Annotated in this window: 14 protein-coding genes; 4 read left to right on the plus strand and 10 right to left on the minus strand. The window is 63.9% G+C overall.

What is annotated here, in order from left to right; translation table 11 throughout:
• Positions 1-214 precede the first annotated feature (214 nt).
• Complete coding sequence (locus IVB29_RS13980; protein ID WP_247503942.1) at positions 215-535, minus strand: hypothetical protein; 321 nt, start codon at positions 533-535, stop codon at positions 215-217.
• Between the two features lie 85 nt (positions 536-620).
• On the minus strand, positions 621-1,025 hold the full coding sequence (locus tag IVB29_RS13985; RefSeq protein ID WP_247503943.1) for a RidA family protein: 405 nt from the start codon (positions 1,023-1,025) through the stop codon (positions 621-623).
• Between the two features lie 114 nt (positions 1,026-1,139).
• Between IVB29_RS13985 and IVB29_RS13990 the strand changes: the two genes are divergently transcribed.
• Together IVB29_RS13990 and IVB29_RS13995 are read left to right on the plus strand one after the other, a co-directional pair.
• Positions 1,140-1,898 (plus strand): helix-turn-helix transcriptional regulator, encoded by a 759-nt coding sequence (locus tag IVB29_RS13990; protein ID WP_247503944.1) that lies wholly within the window; start codon positions 1,140-1,142, stop codon positions 1,896-1,898.
• Positions 1,899-1,945: 47 nt separating this feature from the next.
• The gene (locus IVB29_RS13995; protein ID WP_247503945.1) at positions 1,946-2,236 is read left to right on the plus strand and encodes a hypothetical protein; all 291 of its coding nucleotides are present in this window, start codon (positions 1,946-1,948) and stop codon (positions 2,234-2,236) included.
• Between the two features lie 143 nt (positions 2,237-2,379).
• Here IVB29_RS13995 and IVB29_RS14000 read toward each other — a convergent pair whose 3' ends face one another.
• The 7 genes from IVB29_RS14000 to IVB29_RS14035 all read right to left on the minus strand — a co-directional run bounded on the left by IVB29_RS14000 (position 2,380) and on the right by IVB29_RS14035 (position 10,480).
• The gene (locus tag IVB29_RS14000) at positions 2,380-2,589 is read right to left on the minus strand and encodes a hypothetical protein (protein ID WP_247503946.1); all 210 of its coding nucleotides are present in this window, start codon (positions 2,587-2,589) and stop codon (positions 2,380-2,382) included.
• Positions 2,586-2,756, minus strand: coding sequence for a hypothetical protein (locus tag IVB29_RS14005; protein WP_247503947.1), 171 nt, complete (start codon positions 2,754-2,756; stop codon positions 2,586-2,588). Before IVB29_RS14005 ends, IVB29_RS14000 begins: the two co-directional genes overlap by 4 nt.
• 660 nt (positions 2,757-3,416) lie before the next feature.
• Positions 3,417-5,036, minus strand: coding sequence for an ABC transporter ATP-binding protein (locus IVB29_RS14015; RefSeq protein WP_247503949.1), 1,620 nt, complete (start codon positions 5,034-5,036; stop codon positions 3,417-3,419).
• 2 nt (positions 5,037-5,038) lie between these two features.
• A complete protein-coding gene (locus tag IVB29_RS14020; protein ID WP_247503950.1) occupies positions 5,039-5,878 on the minus strand; it encodes an ABC transporter permease in 840 nt (279 codons plus the stop codon).
• Complete coding sequence (locus IVB29_RS14025) at positions 5,875-6,846, minus strand: ABC transporter permease (protein WP_247503951.1); 972 nt, start codon at positions 6,844-6,846, stop codon at positions 5,875-5,877. Before IVB29_RS14025 ends, IVB29_RS14020 begins: the two co-directional genes overlap by 4 nt.
• 203 nt (positions 6,847-7,049) lie before the next feature.
• Positions 7,050-8,600 carry an ABC transporter substrate-binding protein gene (locus tag IVB29_RS14030; RefSeq protein WP_247503952.1) on the minus strand — a complete coding sequence of 517 codons (1,551 nt, stop codon included), beginning with the start codon at positions 8,598-8,600 and terminating at the stop codon, positions 7,050-7,052.
• A gap of 329 nt (positions 8,601-8,929) precedes the next feature.
• On the minus strand, positions 8,930-10,480 hold the full coding sequence (locus IVB29_RS14035) for a winged helix-turn-helix domain-containing protein (protein ID WP_247503953.1): 1,551 nt from the start codon (positions 10,478-10,480) through the stop codon (positions 8,930-8,932).
• A 133-nt stretch (positions 10,481-10,613) separates the two neighbouring features.
• Between IVB29_RS14035 and mddA the strand changes: the two genes are divergently transcribed.
• Together mddA and IVB29_RS14045 are read left to right on the plus strand one after the other, a co-directional pair.
• A complete protein-coding gene (gene mddA / locus IVB29_RS14040; protein WP_247503954.1) occupies positions 10,614-11,402 on the plus strand; it encodes a methanethiol S-methyltransferase in 789 nt (262 codons plus the stop codon).
• A gap of 233 nt (positions 11,403-11,635) precedes the next feature.
• The gene (locus IVB29_RS14045) at positions 11,636-12,058 is read left to right on the plus strand and encodes a GFA family protein (RefSeq protein ID WP_247503955.1); all 423 of its coding nucleotides are present in this window, start codon (positions 11,636-11,638) and stop codon (positions 12,056-12,058) included.
• Between the two features lie 148 nt (positions 12,059-12,206).
• On the opposite strand, the gene IVB29_RS14050 is transcribed toward IVB29_RS14045, so the two are convergent.
• On the minus strand, positions 12,207-13,766 hold the full coding sequence (locus tag IVB29_RS14050; RefSeq protein ID WP_247503956.1) for a winged helix-turn-helix domain-containing protein: 1,560 nt from the start codon (positions 13,764-13,766) through the stop codon (positions 12,207-12,209).
• Positions 13,767-13,900 lie beyond the last annotated feature (134 nt).

A 13,900-nucleotide genomic window follows, 5' to 3' on the forward strand; every position in this document is an offset into this window, starting at 1 on the left:
CTCCAACACTTAGGTCCCCGGCAGGCGCGCTTTCCGCGCCGCGCTGGTTTTGCAGATAGCTCGCTTTTGACGAAAATGCTGTCACATCCATGGCACAGCGGCAGCCAACCTAACTTATTGGGCTGTAAATGATTTTCGTGCTTAATGGCGGCTTAAGAAGTGGTGAAGGAAGGCTTAACTTCGCGAGCTTCGAGTAACTTGTGCGCGCGTCTCATTAACCAAGACGCCGCCGCGCTTCATCGCGCATCTGCTCGCGGAAGGCCGCACGCTTTGCCGGACGATCTTCCTCGCGCACGTCGTGACGGTCGAAGACGTCGAACTTCTCCATGATCGGATAGCGTTCGCTCGCCATCGCGAGCACGCATAGCACCTTGGTCGCAGATGGAGACGGACCGCTCACCTCCCAGCGCCGGATCGTGTCGGCGCCGCCCTTCTCCGGCAATCCGCACAGCCTCGCCATGTCGGCCGCTGTGAGCTTGCGCCCGAGGGCATCGGAGAGGTCGTTGCGGAGCTGCTTCAGTTCGGGGCCGGTCATGCTGCTTGTGTCCAGGGAAGTCACGGAAGGCGATGCCCTAGCGCTGATTCGGGTCCATCCGAAGGCAGGCTGTCCGCGGCAAATCTCACCCGTCGTGCCCCGCCAGAGCGACGCAATCAATCTCGACGTCGAACGGTCCTGGCCAAGACGGGACATGCACGAAGATACGTGCGGGTGTTTCGTCCCGGAAATAGCGGGCGTACACTTCGTTGAACACGGCGAAATGCGCGGGATCCGGCGTGCAATAGACATTGCACTTGATCACCTCCGCCAGCGACGAGCCCGCCGCCTCCAGGCAGCGCTGCATCTGGTCAAGCACGATCGCGGCCTGCCGCTCGAACGGCATTGGCCTGACGTCGCCCGTTTCAGGGTCGAACGGCGGCAGGCCGGACAGATAGACGAGGCCTTTAGCGACGACGACCGGATAGATCGGGCCTTTGCGGCGACGCTCCAGATAGGTCGATATCGGCTCCACGCGAATTCGTTTCATCCGGGTCCTCCTGGTTTGCGGAAGCCATGGTAGAGCGCCTGCGGTGTCCAATGGTTCGGCCGCCGCCAAACCATTGCCGTTGTCGCGCCAATGCGGTCGCGCTACGCTTTCTCCATGGTCGCAGCAGCAAATATGGTCGAGGTGGCGGCGCTGGTCGGCGATACCGCGCGGGCCACGATGCTGGCTGCGTTGATGGGCGGACAGGCGCTGACCGCAAGCGAGCTCGCCTCGCGCGCGCGAATATCGCGATCGACGGCAAGCGGACATCTCGGCAAGCTGGTCGGCGCGCGATTGCTCGCCGTGACGCAGAAGCGCCGTAACCGCTATTACCGTATCGCCTCACCTCTGGTTGCCAGGATGCTGGAAGGCATCAAAGCCGTCGCCGCGATCGAGGTTCCGCAGCGCCACCAGCCACGCTCGATCACCGATACCCGGCTTCGCTTCGCGCGCACCTGCTACGACCATCTGGCCGGCTATCTCGGCGTCGCCATTGCCGACGCCCTCGTTGGCAAAGGCCACATCGTCCTCACCGATGACGGCGGCGAGGTGACAGCTTCCGGGATGGACTTCCTCTCTGCGTTCGGCGCCGTGCCGGTGCCAAAATCCGGAAGCAGGCGAATCTTCTGCCGCCCCTGCCTCGACTGGAGCGAGCGCCGCTATCACATCGCCGGTCACGTCGGCGCGGAGATCCACCGGTGCTGTCTGGAGCGCGGCTGGCTGCGGCGGGACCGCGACACACGGATCGTGCGCATCACGCCGGCCGGACAAATCGGCCTCTGCAAGACATTCGGCGTCGACCTGAGCGGCAGTCGCGCTCCGGCACATTTGGGTCTGCACGGAGTTATGAACAGGAGGCCTATGGAAATCTGCTGACGAAGCAACAGATGGCACGACGGGACCCGTGAACTAAGGGATCAGCCATGACGACCTTCAAACTCGCGATTGCCGCACTCATCACTGCCGGGCTGTTCGCTGCGCCCTTCGCGGCTGAAGCGAAGAAGCACCGGTCGAGCCGCCATTATTACAGCACCAGCGTGATGGCACCGGCCTATGGCGGTGCCGGATCGCCGATAGTGCAGCCGAGGGCGTCTTACGGGTCGTCCGGGCAGACAGTCGGGACGGTCACCGCGCCATCGATCGGAACGTACAACTGGCCGTCGGTCGGCGTGACCAACTCGGTCCCGACCTGGAGCAATACCAACCCGCGGTGAGTAGCGGTTGCGCCGGCGATCAGCCTTCCGCGCGGCCCTTCTCGATCCCGAACACCAAGCAGGTCGTCGTCGCATGCGCGATCAGCCGGCCTTTCGCATCGATGATGCGCGCTTCAGGGATGCGGAAGAGCCAAAAGGCGGCCTCAGGCGCCCCTGCCGGTCTGTTGACCGAACACACAGCGCCATCCTGCCAGGCGCTCGGCTGGATGCTGGTTCATCCATTCGGCGAGCTGCGGCGCGCCCATCAGGCAGGACTGCATCGAAACGTTGGCAAAGTCCGAGGTGGTGACGATCTGCTCGTGGCAATTCCCCGGGGAGGCGAGGCTACAGAGCACTGCGATGATCTTGATCACGCCAGATTTCCCACGTCGCTGCCGGCAGCGCGACCGATCGTCGCCTTGTCCTGCTGCTCGTCGGCCGGATCAGACGGGAAAATGCTGTCATAGATCGCGCGCGCTTCCTGAATGAGGCGAAGACGCTCGCGCTCCGATTTCGAGACAAACTGAATAACCTGGCCCATGTCGGCCTCCAATGGATCGATGAACCCATCATGAGATGATGGTAATCATTCCATCAGGAGGTGGGGCGCCGACCTGTGTTTTTCAGCTGCGCGGATGGTCACGACGGATAAAAAGCCCGTGACTGCTGTTGCCGGAGGCGGAACGGAATACCGGAGCAGATGCGTCATCCTTAATACCGTCAGCCCGCGCTCGTTGTATCCCGGAACAAACGCGAACAGCTCGTCAAGGGCAGCGTAACGGAGTGTTGAGACACGCAGTATGGCCTTGCTGCGGCACATCTTCGTGCACGTGGCGTTGTCAGGTTGCTCAGTGCGTGAGCGGTTCGATAGGTGAACGGCCGAAGCAACTGAGGATCGCCCGAAAGGATGAGCCATGACAACAACGAGACGCCTCATTGCTGCACTTATCGCCGTGGGATTTGCGGCATCACCGCTCGCTGCAAACGCGCAGACGTCAACAACTGGTGCACAAACCAGCACGCACAGCACCCCGGGAGCGCCGGTACAGCAAGGCACGATTGGAAGTTCCGGCCAACGAGTCGGGACGACGACGGCACCGTCGATCGGGACGTCCACTCAGCCCTCGGTTGGCGTGACCAACTCGGTGCCCACCTGGAATAACACCAACCCGTCTTCCAAGTAGCAGTCCCGATTGCAGGTTTACGCTGCCGGAGCGCGTCCTTTGCGCCCCGGCACCGCGGCCAGCAGTTCGCGCGTGTAGGCATGCTCGGGCGCGGCGAACAGCTGGGCGGTCGGCTTGAGCTCGACGATGGCGCCGCGCTGCATCACCGCGATGCGGTCGCAGATTTGGGCGGCGACGCGCAGATCGTGGGTGATGAACAGCATCGAGAGGCCGAGGCGCGCCTTGAGGTCTTCGAGCAGCCTCAACACCTGCGCCTGCACGGAGACGTCGAGCGCGGAGACGGCTTCGTCGGCGACGATGATCTCCGGCTCGAGCGCGAGCGCGCGCGCAATGCCGATGCGCTGGCGTTGGCCGCCCGAGAATTCATGCGGATAGCGCTCCAGCGCGCCGGCATCGAGGCCGACCATCTTGAGGAGATCACGGGCGCGGTCGAATGCGACCTTCGGTGTGGTGCCGGCCGCGATCGGGCCATCGGCGATGATGTGGCCGACCTTGCGCCGCGGATTGAGCGAGGCGAACGGATCCTGAAAGATCATCTGGATGCGATGGCGCTCGGCGCGCAGCGCCCTGCCCGACAGAGAAGTGAGATCGGTTTCGCCGATCCGCACCGTGCCCCGGTCGGCTTCGATCAACCGCATCACGAGCCGTGCCACCGACGATTTGCCGGAGCCGGATTCGCCGACGAGCCCAAGCGTCTCGCCCTTGAGAATATTGAAATTGACCGCGCGTGCGGCATCGACGCGGCGGTCCTCGCGAAACCAGCCGCCCGAGGTGATGTAGGTCTTGTCCAGCCCGATCACCTCGACGGCCCTGGCCTGATCGTCGAGCGGCTCGCGCGCCGGCGGGTCCATCGACGGCACGGCGGCGAGCAGCGCCTTGGTGTAGTCGTGCTGCGGCGTGTTGAAGACGGCAGCAGAGGGGCCTTCCTCCACGACCTTGCCGTGCCGGAGCACCACGACCTGGTCGGCGATATCAGCGACCACGCCGAAATCATGGGTGATGAACATCACCGCCATGTTGCGGTTGCGCTGGAGGTTGCGGATCAGTTTGAGGATCTGTGCCTGCGTGGTGACGTCGAGCGCGGTGGTCGGCTCGTCCGCAACCAGGACCGCCGGTTCGAGCGCGAGCGCCATCGCGATCATGGCGCGCTGGCGCTGACCGCCGGACAGCTGATGCGGATAGGCGCGCACGATGCGCTCGGGGTCGGGCAGGCCGACCTCGCGCGCCAGCGCCAACGCTCTCGCGCGCCGCTCCTTCGGCGTGAGCAGGCCGTGGGCCTCGAACATCTCCGCCATCTGGTCGCCGATCCGCATCAACGGATTGAGCGCGGTCATCGGCTCCTGAAAAATCATCGCGAGCCGGCGCCCGCGCAGATCGCGCCAGGCATCGTCATCGAGCTTGAGCAGGTCGCGGCCTTCGAACTGGATCTCGCCGGAGGTGACGGAAACCGTATCGGGCAGAAGTCCCATCAGCGCATGCGCGCACATCGACTTGCCGGAGCCGGACTCGCCGACGACGCAGACGATCTTGCCGGGCCGCAAGTCCAGCGAAACGCCGTCCACAGCGAAGGGACGCTCGGCACCCTTGGGCAGCGCGATCCGCAGATTCTTGATCGAGACGGCGGGCGGGGCGGTCATCGTCAGCGGCCCTCCCGCGACAGGCGCGGATTGAGGGCGTCGTTGAGGCCTTCCCCGATCAGGTTGAGGCCGAGCACCGAGATCAGGATGGCGACGCCGGGAAACACCGTGATCCACCAAGCCTGGCGGATTACGGTGCGGCCGGCGCCGACCATGTAGCCCCAGGAAATCAAATTGGGATCGCCGAGGCCGAGGAAGGCCAGCGAGGATTCCAGCAGGATCGCGGTCGCGACCATCAGCGAAGCCAGCACGATCACCGGCGACAGTGCGTTGGGCAAAATCTCGCGCAGGATGATCCAGGTGTTGCTCTGGCCGGTCACGACGGCGGCCTGGACATATTCGCGCGTGCGCAGCGACAGCACCTCGCCGCGCACGAGGCGGGCGACCGGCGGCCAGCTCACCACCGCGATCGAGGCCACAATCGAATAGATCGAGGGCTGCAGGATCGCGACCAGCACGATCGCAAGCGCGAAGCTCGGAATGGTCTGGAAGAACTCGGTGAAGCGCATCAAGGCGTCGTCGACCCTGCCGCCGAAATAGCCGGCCATGGCGCCGATGGGAACGCCGACGACCAGCGCAACCAGCGTCGAGACGAGGCCGACCAGCAGCGAGACGCGTGCGCCAAAGATCATGCCGGCAAACACGTCGCGGCCGAGCGCGTCGGTGCCCAGTGGCACGGTCGAAAGCGTGAAGGGCGGCAGGAATGGCCGCTGCACCATGCGCCAGGGCGAATTCGGGAACAGCATCGGACCGAACACCGCGATCCCGATCGCGAAAACCAGGATCACGAGCCCGATGACGCCGCTCGGGCTGCGCAGCATCGATTTCCAGAACTGTTTCATGAGGCGAATTCGATGCGCGGGTCGACCAGGCGATAGACCAGGTCGGTGATGAGGTTGAAGATCAGGACCATGATCGAACAGGTCACGAAGACGCCGAGGAGCAGATTGTAGTCGCGCTGGAGCAGCGCGTCGTACATCAGACGCCCGATGCCGGGCCAGGCGAACACGGTCTCGGTGATGACCGCGCCGCCAATCAGCGTGCCGGCATGCACGCCGGCGAGTGTCACCACGGGTAGCAGCGCGTTGCGCAGCACGTGGCGGCGCTGGATCACGGCGTCGGAGAGACCTTTCGCCCGCGCCGTCTTGACGAAGTCGAGCCGCTTCACCTCCAGCATCGAGGCGCGCGTCATGCGGGTGTAGGTCGCCATGAAGAACAGGCCGAGCGTCATCGCCGGCATGATCAGGTGCGCGCCGACATCGGCCGCGTGGGCAAGACCGGTGAGGTTGGCGCCGACTGTCTCGTAGCCGAAGCTCGGCAGCCAATCCATGGTGACCGAGAACAGCAGGATGCCCATCAGTGCCACCCAGAAGATTGGCATGGCATAGAAGATCAGCGCGAAGACGGTGATGGCGGTGTCGAGAAACGTTCCGGCAAAGCGCGCGGCAAAGGTGCCGAAGAGAACGCCTGCTATCAGCGAGATCGCGAAGGCCGTCAGCGTCAGCAGCAATGTTGCCGGCAGCCGTTCGCCAATCAGCTTCGCGACCGGCGCCTGCTGGCGGAACGAGAAGCCGAGATCGAGGGTGACGACGCCCTTGACGTAGATGAAGAGCTGCTCGGGCAGCGGCTTGTCGAGGCCGAACTTTTCCCGGAGCTGCTTGACAAAGATCTGGTCACTGGCGCCGGCCTCGCCCGCCATCACAGCCGCGGGGTCGCCGGGCGCAAGCCGGATCAGGAAGAAGTTGAGGACGACGATCGCGAGCAGGACGATCACGCCCTTCACGACACGCTGGGCAACGAAGGAGAGCATCTAAAGAGTCATATCTTGTAGCGTGACCTCGAGCCACGGTGACGGTGCGCTCCCTCGCTCCGCTCTTGCGGGGAGAGGGTTGGGGTGAGGGGCCTCTCTCCAGGCGTGAGGTGGCCGTGAGACCTGTACCCCCTCACCCGGATCGCATCTGCGATGCGATCCGACCTCTCCCCGCACGCGGGGAGAGGTGAAGAGGGCGGGGCTCACTTGTCGAGCCATGCGTCCTTGAAGCCGTCATTGACCCCGATCCCCGTGGTGATCAGGTTCTTGACCTTGCAGCGCATAATGGTCGGGAATTGCAGCTCGAGCATCCAGGCCACCGGCACGTCCTCGACCAGGATCTTCTGCGCCTTCTCGTAGATCTCCTTGCGCTTGGAATCCGGGGTCGCAACCGCGCCATCGGCGAACAGCTTGTCGATCTCGGGATTGGAGTAACCCTCGACGTTGTTGAACACCTGGCCCTTGGCGATGGCGCTGGAGACGTAGTTGCGGCCGACGCCGAGCGCGGGATCGCCGTATTGGTAGAGATAGGTGAAGGCGATGTCGTAGTCCCAGTCACCGATCTTCTGGTTACCGCCGGCAACGTCGGTGGCGATGGTCTCGATGTTCATGCCGACGTCCATGAGGTTCTGCTTCACCGCTTCACCCCAGCGCTGCCAGGTCTCGCCGTAGGCGAGCGGCAGCAGGCGGATCTTCTCGCCCTTGTAGCCGGCTTCCTTCAGCAGTGCCTTGGCCTTGGCCGGATCGTACGGGTATTTCGGCACGTCGGCGGTGTAGTACTTGATGGTCGAGGCGGACGGGCCAGTCGCGACCTTGCCGAGCCCGTTCCAGATCACGTCCTTGGCGAAGTCGCGGTCGATCGCAAACATGATCGCCTGCCGCACCCGCTTGTCGGCGAGCGGACCCTGGCGGTTGTTGAGCCACAGCCAGGCCAGCGGCGAGAAGAACTCCCAGCCGGCGCCGGTGACGCAGGTGTCCTTGAGCTTGGACAGGCGCGGCACGTCAAAGTTCTCGACCGAGCCGCCGGGCAGCACATCGACCTTGCCGGTCTCATACGCCACCGAGCGTGCGGCGGCGTCGGGAATGATCTGCCAGTAGATTTCGTCGATATAGGGCTTGCCCTTCTCGTAATAGTTCGGGTTCTTGACCAGGCGGATGAACGAGCCCTTCTGCCATTCCTTGAACATGAAGGGGCCGGTGCCGACAGGCGCGTTGTTGTAGGCGTTGGTCTTCCAGTCGGTGCCTTCATAGAGATGCTTCGGCACCATCGGCATCGAGCCGACCTCGAAGATGCCGAGGAACGGGCCGAACGGCTGCTTCAGCGTGAACACCACGGTGTAGTCGTCGGGTGCCTCGACCTTGTCGACCTGCGCGAGGTTGTTACGTGCACGCGCGTGGGTCTGCTTCAGCATCTCGATCGAGAACAGCACGTCCGCGGCCGTGAAGGGCTTGCCGTCATGCCAGGTGACGCCCTTCCGGAGCTTGAAAGTGTAGGTCTTGGCGTCCTCGCTGACGCTCCAGCTCTCGGCGAGCTCCGGAAGCGGCTCGAGCTTGGGGCTGTAGCGCAGCAGGCCCTCGAAGATGTTGCCCGACACCATCTGGGTCGGACCATTCTGGATCTGCGCGAGCATCAGGCCGGGCGGCTCGGGCTGGATCACGGCGTTGATCACGCCCCCCATTTTCGGCTCTTGCGCCAGTGCCGAGGCCGTGAGGCCGCAAGCCAGGAGGAGTCCAAGCAACACTCGTTTTGACATGTCGTATCTTTCTCAAGCGAGACCAGCCGCAAACGCTTCGCACGTCATGGCGCGCGAAGCTACGGCCGTCCCATCCCAGTCCCCATCCGATATCGAGGCTCACATAGTCTCATTCGACGCCGCAAGATGAAAGTCTCGACAGTGTTCGCACAAAAAATGTACAGCGCGTCCTTTATCGGCTCTGTCATAAATGATCGGTCGGCCATTGACCGACTGGGGGCGACAGCGACACGACGTCGCGGCTCAGAAGCGATTCAGATGATGTCTCCGAACACCCCTCCACAATCTCGTCGGTCCGAACACTGGGTAGGGGAAAGTGGCCGCACGCCCTACCGCAATCCCGCCCGGCGGAATCCTTCCAGATAATGCGCGCGGTCTGCGTCGTTCGCCCACGGCAACTGCGTCGCAATCCAGTGCAGCGAGATGTTTGGCTGGGTGCGACGGAGCTCGGCCAGCGCCATCTCCGCCAGCGCGCCGTCACCGGTCATGCCGGCGGACACCGCGAGCACGCGGTAGGCGCCGGTGAGATCGCCGCGGTGACGGATCGCCTCGCGTGCGAGCGTGATGGCCTCGTCATAATGCCGCTCGGTGAAGCGCGCATAGCCGGCGATGCCGTAATAGATCGCGAGCGACGGATCGCGCGGCGAGAGCCGGATCGCCCTCTGTGCCGCGTCGAACGATTCCCGTGAGCGTCCGGCGTAGGACAGCGCGAGCGCGTAATAGCCCTGCGCCAGCGAGAAGTTCGGATTGAGCGCGAGCGCCTGCTCGAACTCGGACAGCGCGTCGGAAAGCCGCCGTGTCGAGAAGAAGACGCTGCCGAGGGCTGCGTGCGCCCAGGCATCCTCGTGGTCGTGGCGCACCGCGGCAAGCGCGGCGGCCTCCGCGATCGGCGCCGTCGTGGCGAGTTCCGCCCAGCCGAGATGCACGCCGAACATGTGGCTTGCCGCGAGCACCGACAGCGCCTGGCCGTAATTCGAATCGATGGCGATAGCGCGTTCGAGCAAGGCCTGCGCGGCCTGATGGTCCTGCCGCGTCACTCGCCAGTAATGCGACAGCGCGCGCATCAGCAGGTCCCAGGCATCCAGGCTCGCCGGAGGCTTCCGGTCGGCGCGAAAATTCTCCGCGGCATGGATCTGCGGTTCGATCGCGGCGACGATCGCGTTGGTGATGTCGTCCTGCACGGCGAAGACGTCGATCAGCTCGCGGTCGTAGCGCTCGGCCCAGAGATGGCTGCCGGTGGTAGCGTCGTTGAGCTGCGCGGTGATGCGCACGCGATTGTCCACCTTGCGCACGCTACCTTCGACGATGTAGCGGACGCCGAGCTCTTCGGCGATCTGCCTGATGTGAACCGCGCGTCCTTTGTAGGTGAAGGACGAGTTGCGGGCGATCACCATGAACCAGCGCTGCTTCGACAGCGCGGTGAGGATGTCCTCGCTGATCCCGTCGCCGAAATATTCCTGCGCGGGATCGCCGCTCATGTTCTCGAAGGCGAGCACGGCGATCGCCGGGCGGTCCGTCACCGTGCGCGCCAGGGCAGGGCTGGGTTCCGCCGGCGCAAGTGGCGTTGCCACACCTTCCCGGACGTCGCCGACGAAACGAAAGCCCTTGCGCGGGATGGTCTTGATCAGCCGCTGCGTCGCGCCGTCATCACCGAGCGCCTTTCGCACGGCGTTGATCCGGCTGTTCAGCGCGGAGTCCGAGACGATGCGGTCGCTCCAGATCTGGCTGATCAGGTCATCCTTGCTGACCACTCGGGCGCGCTGGGCGACGAGGTAGAGCAGGAGATCGAACACCTGCGGCTGCAGCGGCACGGCTGCGCCCCCGCAGGTGAGCTCCCGCAGGTCGCCGTCGAGTACGTTGTTTTCAAAGAGAAATCGCACGTTTCTGTCGTCTCAAGCAAAAATCAAAGTCGTCTCAGGCGAAAATCAACCGTCCGCGAAAGTCAGGGGACGTCCGTTCGGGCATGGTGGGAAGACCAAACGGTGTCGATGTCTCGGCACAACGGAGTATTCCATGTCCCAATTTGATCAACAGGTTCATTCCATCGGCCCGGGGGTTGCGGGCTCTCGCATTTTCAAGTTCATCGCCTTTCTGTACGGAATTGCGGCATATCTCGTGTTTTTCGTCACTATTCTCTATGCCATCGGCTTCGTCATGGGGCTGGTGGTGCCGAAGACCATCGACACCGGACCCGAAACGCCGACAGTTGAAGCGGTCATCATCAATCTTCTGCTCATGTCGTTGTTCGCCGTTCAGCACAGCGTGATGGCGCGCCAACAGTTCAAGGCGTGGTGGACGCAGTTCGTGCCCAAGCCGGTCGAGCGCTCGACCTACGTGCTGTTCGCGAGCCTGTCATTGCTGCTCCTGTTCTGGCAGTGGCGCCCGATGCCGACCGTCATATGGGATGTCGGAAATCCCGATCTTGCCGTGACGCTTGTCACGGTGTCGCTGGCGGGCTGGGTGCTGGTGTTCACCTCGACCTTCATCATCAATCACTTCGAGCTGTTCGGATTGCACCAGGTGGCCAACCATCTCGTCGGCAAGGAGGCGGCGCCGCCGCGCTTCAAGACGCCGCTGCTCTACAATTTCGTCCGTCATCCGATCTATCTCGGCTTCATCATCGCGTTCTGGGCGGCACCGGTCATGACCGCGGGCCATTTGCTGTTTGCGGCCGTGACCACGGCCTACATCTTCGTCGGCATCGCGCTGGAGGAGCACGACCTCGTCGATCTCTTCGGCGACGAATACCGGCAGTACAAACAACGGGTATCGATGCTTATTCCCTGGCGCCGGTCAGTTTAGTTCGCGCGTCTTTCCGTCGCGTCCACCGAAAGGAGGACGCGCGGCGGAACGCGAACGCGTAACTGATCTTGCCGGACTCCAGCCATCAAAATTGTCTCGGGGGAGAGTCCCCCTCACCCCGACGCTATCAGCGCGAGCGAAGCTCGTCGCGACCCCGCATCCGCGTTCGCCGAGTTATCGGCGAACAGAGGAGCGGGGAGAGGAATTTAACCTTCATCAACGGAGACGACCAAATGAAACACGTCGGAAATTGCTTCTGTGGCGCGGTCACCATCGAGGTCACGGGCGAGCCGGCGGCGATGGGCTATTGCCACTGCCGCTCCTGCCGCTCCTGGTCGGGCGGGCCGGTGAACGCCTTCAGCCTGTGGAAGCCTGAAGCGGTGCGCATCACCGAGGGCGGGCAGAACGTCGAGACCTTCGCAAAGACGCCGCTTAGCCAGCGCAAATATTGCAAGAAGTGCGGCGGCCATCTCATGACCAACCACCCGCCGCTCGATCTGATCGACGTCTTCACCGCCACCATTCCGACGCTCGCCTTCGCGCCCGGCGTCCACGTCAATTATTCCGAGACGGTGCTGCCGATGCGCGACGGCCTGCCCAAGCTGAAGGACTTTCCCGCCGAATTCGGCGGCAGCGGCGAGATGATGCAGGAGTAGAGTTTTCTTCGCCTCTCCCCGCTTGCGGGGAGAGGCCGGATTGCATCGAAGATGCAATCCGGGTGAGGGGGACTCTCCACGAGGCTCACTGTCGCAGCCTTCGCGGAGACCCCCCCCTCACCCCGCAAGCGGGGCGAGGGAGAAGTCCCTACCTCATCCCCGCGCGCCGAAAACCTTCGAGATAATGCTCGCGATCCTCGGCCCGCAGCATCGGCAGCTCACGCGTGAGCCAGGCGAGCGAGAGGCCGGGCTGGGTGCGGTGCAGGCCTTGCAGGGCGGATGTCGCGAGCTGAGCGTCACCCAGCATGCCGGCCGCGGCGGTCAACACGCGATGGGCGCCGACGAAATCGGCGCGCTGCCGCATCGATTCCCGCGCCAGCTGGATGGAGGCATCGTAATTGCGGCCGATGAACTGGGCATAGGCCGCCACCCCGCAATAGATCGCCGCGAGCGGATCGCGCGGGCTCAGCCGCAGCGCACGACGGGCGGCAGCATCGCCGTCCTGCCATCGTCCCGCGTAGCACAGCGTCACGCCGTAAAAGGCGTGCGCCATCGCAAAATTCGGATTGAGCCTCAAGGTCAGCTCGAACTCCGCCAGCGCATCGTCGAAGCGGCGGCGGAAGAGATAAGTATAGGCGAGGCCGTGATGAGCCCAGGCGTCGTCGCGATCGGCTTCCACCGCCGCAAGTGCTGCGCGTTCGGCGACCGGCACGGTCGCAGCCATGTCGGCCCAGCCCATATGCGCACCGAAGATATGACTGGTCGCGAGCAGGCCGAGCGCCTTGCCATAGGCGGGGTCGATCGTCGTCGCCTGTTCCAACAGCCCTTGCGCGGCGGCGTTGTCCTCGCGCGTGATGCGCCAGTAATGCGACAGCGCGCGCATCACGAGGTCCCAGGCGTCAAGGCTGCCCGGCGGCTTCTGCTGGGCGCGAAAGCTCTCGGCGGCGTAGAGCTGCGGCTCGATCGCGGCGACGATCGCTTCCGTGATCTCGTCCTGCACGGCAAAGATGTCGGCAAGTTCGCGGTCATAGCGCTCCGCCCAGAGATGGCTGCCGGTCGAGACGTCGTTGAGCTGCGCCGAGATGCGCACGCGATCGCCGCTCCGCCGCACGCTGCCTTCGAGCACGTAGCGTACGCCGAGCTCGCGCGCGACCTCGTGGATGTGCACGGCGCGGCCCTTGTAGACGAAGGAGGAGTTGCGCGCGACGACGAAGAACCAGCGCAGCTTCGACAGCGCGGTGATGATGTCCTCGCTGATGCCGTCGGAGAAATAGTCTTGCTCGCGGTCGCCGCTCATATTGGTGAAGGGCAGCACGGCGATCGCGGGCCTGTCGGGCAGCGCGAGCATCGTCTGCGGAGCCTGCGTCCCGCGGTTTCGATCGGGCGCGATCGCGGCGAGCTTGGTCTCGACATCGCCGACGAAGCGAAAGCCCTTGCGCGCGATGGTGCGGATCAGCGCCTGGTTCGCGCCATTGTCGCCGATCGCCTTGCGCGCCGCGTTGATCCGGCTGGTCAGGGTGGATTCGGAGACGCTGCGCCCGTGCCAGATCTTGTCGATCAGCTCGTCCTTGCTGACCACCCGGTCGCGGTTTTCCATGAGATGGACGACGAGGTCGAACACCTGCGGTTCCACGGAAACGGGAACCTGCTCGCGGCTCAGCTCGCGCCGGTCGGTATCGAGAAGGTGGTCCCGGAACATGAACTGCACGTCGAAAACTCAGACCTCACAACGACATCGGGCAATGATGAAATCAAAATGGACTTTTGCTCGAAGTCTGTGAGTCCACTGAGCGGTCGACCCGGTTCACCACGATCGCGTGATGGCAGCCATGCTGTTTTCGG

It is taken from the genome of Bradyrhizobium sp. 1, from assembly GCF_023073315.1.
In the GTDB taxonomy this organism is placed as follows: Bacteria; Pseudomonadota; Alphaproteobacteria; order Rhizobiales; family Xanthobacteraceae; genus Bradyrhizobium.